The organism is Calidithermus terrae (genome assembly GCF_003574345.1).
GTDB lineage: Bacteria > Deinococcota > Deinococci > Deinococcales > Thermaceae > Calidithermus > Calidithermus chliarophilus.
In genome coordinates this window covers 1-2,641 of the sequence record NZ_QXDL01000345.1, presented here as the reverse complement: position 1 = coordinate 2,641, position 2,641 = coordinate 1, and the positions used below count along the sequence as shown (strand labels likewise).

Genomic DNA, 2,641 nt, shown 5'->3' with positions numbered 1-2,641 from the left:
CCCCTGAGCGCCGAGCCCGCCCCCGCCCTGCGCACCGCCCTCGCCCGCGACAGCGCCAACCGCAACCCGGCCCAGGCCGCCCTGAGCCTGCTCTCGCAGAGCATGTCGGCCCCCGAGCCCGTGGAGGTGCGCGGCAGCCTGGACACCGTGCGCTACGGCCACGTGCTGCGCAACCGCCGCCTGGTGGGCCTGCGCGGGGTGGGCCTCTCCTACGACGGCTATTACTACGTGCGCCAGGTCACCCACCGCATCGACCTGCGGCAGTCGAGCTACACCCAAAGCTTCGGCCTCTCCCGCGAGGGCATCGGCACCCTGCTGCCCGTGCTGCCCCCGATCTAGGCTCGCCCATGACCCCTTCGATAAGGCACTACCCGTCCAACGCTCGGCCCGAGGCTAGCGGCCCCTGGCCCTTGGCCCGTCGAGGGTCCACGGCCAAGGCGTTTTGCGTCTTGCGTTTGGCGTCTCGCGTACGACGTACGACACAGCACGTACGACCCGCTATCGGCTATCAGCTATCAACCCTCGACCCCCTAAACAGGTGACCCTATGCCCAACTTCTACGGCAAATACCGCGGCGTGGTGAGCGACAACCGCGACCCCTTGCAACTCGGGCGCGTCCGGGCGCGGGTGCCCGACGTGACGGGGGATCAGGAGAGCGGCTGGGCCATGCCCTGTGCGCCCTTCGGGGGGAGCGGGATGGGCTTCTTCGCCCTGCCCAAGGTGGGGGCGGGGGTGTGGGTCGAGTTCGAGCACGGCGACCCGGAGTACCCCATCTGGAGCGGGGCCTGGTGGGGCTCGCTGGCCGAGATGCCCCCCACCCTGCTGCCCCTGCCCGACCAGAAGGTGCTGCTCAAGACCTCGGGCGGCACCAGCATCCTGCTCGACGACACGCCGGGGGTCGGGGGGATCACCCTCGAGACCGCCACCGGCCAGAAGATCGTGCTCAGCGCCACCGGCATCGAGATCAACAACGGCATGGGCGGGGTGATCAAGCTCAGCGGGCCGCAGGTCTCGGTCAACAACGGGGCCTTGGAGGTGGTCTAGTGCCCGGCTTCCTGCTGCACCAGGGCGCGGCCGTGCTGTGCCTGCACGGCGGGCAAGCCCAGGCCACCGCGCCCAACCCCCGGGTCAGGGTGATGGGCCAGATGGTGGTGACCCAGAGCGCCCCCCACAGCGTGGCGGGCTGCCCCTTCACCACCCCGGCGGGCAACCCCATGCCCTGCGTCACGGCCCAGTGGGTCACCGCGGCCACGCGGGTGCGGGCGGGGGGCGTGCCGGTGCTCTTGCAGGACAGCCAGGCGGTCTGCGCCCCCAACGGCACGGGGGTCAGCATCGTCATGACCCAGACGCGGGTCAGGGGAAGCTGAGGGAGGGATTGGCGTGAACACGGATTTTCCTTATCGCATTTCCGGCCAGGGCCGCACCGCCAGCGCCGAGGGCGACGCCTACGTGCGCGACCTGATCGAGCAGGTGCTCTTCACCAGCCCCGGCGAGCGGGTCAACCGGCCCACCTTCGGCAGCGGGCTGCTGCGGCTGGTCTTCGAGCCCAACAGCGAGCCGCTGGCCTCGAGCACCCAGCTCGCGGTGCAGGGGGCCCTGCAGCAGTGGCTGGCCGATTACATCCTCGTCGAGGCGGTGCGGGTGCAAAGCCAGGAGGCCGCCCTCGAGGTGACCGTGCAGTACGTGGTGCGGCGCACCCAGGAGCGGCGGGTGGAGCGCTTCGAGCGCAGCCTGTGAGGCGGCCATGACCCAGTACCGCTGCAAGAACCCCGCCCGCGCCCTGCTGCTGGCCCAGCCGGGCCTCGACGGGGTGGACTACAACGGCATCGACTACCTCGAGGTGCTCGACGAGGAGGCCCCCAGCCCCGCCCAGCGGCAACGCACCCTGCTCGTGCGCTGCTTCAAGGCCATCAACCCGCCCCTGCGCCAGGGCAACGTGCGCCTCGAGGGGGGCGTGCGGGTCAAGGGGGTGCGGGTGCGCTGGGCCTACGTGGCCTCGGAGTTCTCCACCAACCCCGCCGACGCCGCCAGCCTGCCCAACAGCCGGGTGACGCTCGAGGAGCGCCGCTACTTCACAAGCCTGCCCGACCCCCAGCAGGTGCTGGTGATCCGCACCGAGCAGGAGGGGGACTACTCGAGCTACGCCCTGCGGCTGGTGCAAAGCCCCTCCACCCCCACCCCGCCCGCCGGCTTCGACGCCCAGCTCGCCGAGGTGGAGTTCTCCTTCAAGGTCGAGTGCCCCAGCGACTTCGACTGCGCCCCGGGGGAGGAGTGCCCGCCCGGGGCCCTGCCCGAGCCCCGCCTGGACTACCTCGCCAAGGACTACGCCAGCTTCCGCCGCCTGATGCTCGACCGGCTGGCCCTGCTGATGCCCGGCTGGCAGGAGGGCCCCCCCGCCGACCTGCAGGTGACGCTGGTGGAGCTCTTGGCCTACGTGGGCGACCGCCTGAGCTACTCCCAGGACGCCGCGGCCACCGAGGCCTACCTGGGCACCGCGCGGCAGCGCGTCTCGCTGCGGCGGCACGCCCGGCTGCTCGACTACCCCATGCACGACGGCTGCAACGCGAGGGCCTGGGTCTGCCTCGAGGTCGCCCCCGCCGCCGACGGCCTGGTCCTGCCCGGCCCCGACCCCCTCACCCAC

5 protein-coding genes are annotated in these 2,641 nt (G+C 71.8%); all 5 read left to right on the top strand.

Annotated features, from left to right (window positions below; all coding sequences use genetic code 11):
* Window positions 1-339, top strand: a 339-nt coding sequence (locus Mterra_RS22650) for a hypothetical protein (RefSeq protein ID WP_218022992.1), incomplete at its 5' end; no start/stop codon positions are given.
* 207 nt (window positions 340-546) lie between these two features.
* Entirely contained in the window at window positions 547-1,044 is a 498-nt protein-coding gene (locus Mterra_RS20450) for a phage baseplate assembly protein V (RefSeq protein ID WP_119316772.1), read from the top strand.
* Window positions 1,044-1,367 (top strand): hypothetical protein, encoded by a 324-nt coding sequence (locus Mterra_RS20445; RefSeq protein WP_119316771.1) that lies wholly within the window; start codon window positions 1,044-1,046, stop codon window positions 1,365-1,367. The genes Mterra_RS20450 and Mterra_RS20445 overlap by 1 nt, the downstream gene beginning before the upstream one ends.
* A 13-nt stretch (window positions 1,368-1,380) precedes the next feature.
* Window positions 1,381-1,737: a GPW/gp25 family protein gene (locus Mterra_RS20440; RefSeq protein ID WP_119316770.1), complete on the top strand. Its 357-nt coding sequence runs from the start codon at window positions 1,381-1,383 to the stop codon at window positions 1,735-1,737.
* 7 nt (window positions 1,738-1,744) lie between these two features.
* On the top strand, window positions 1,745-2,641 hold an 897-nt coding region (locus tag Mterra_RS20435; RefSeq protein ID WP_218022991.1), incomplete at its 3' end, for a hypothetical protein.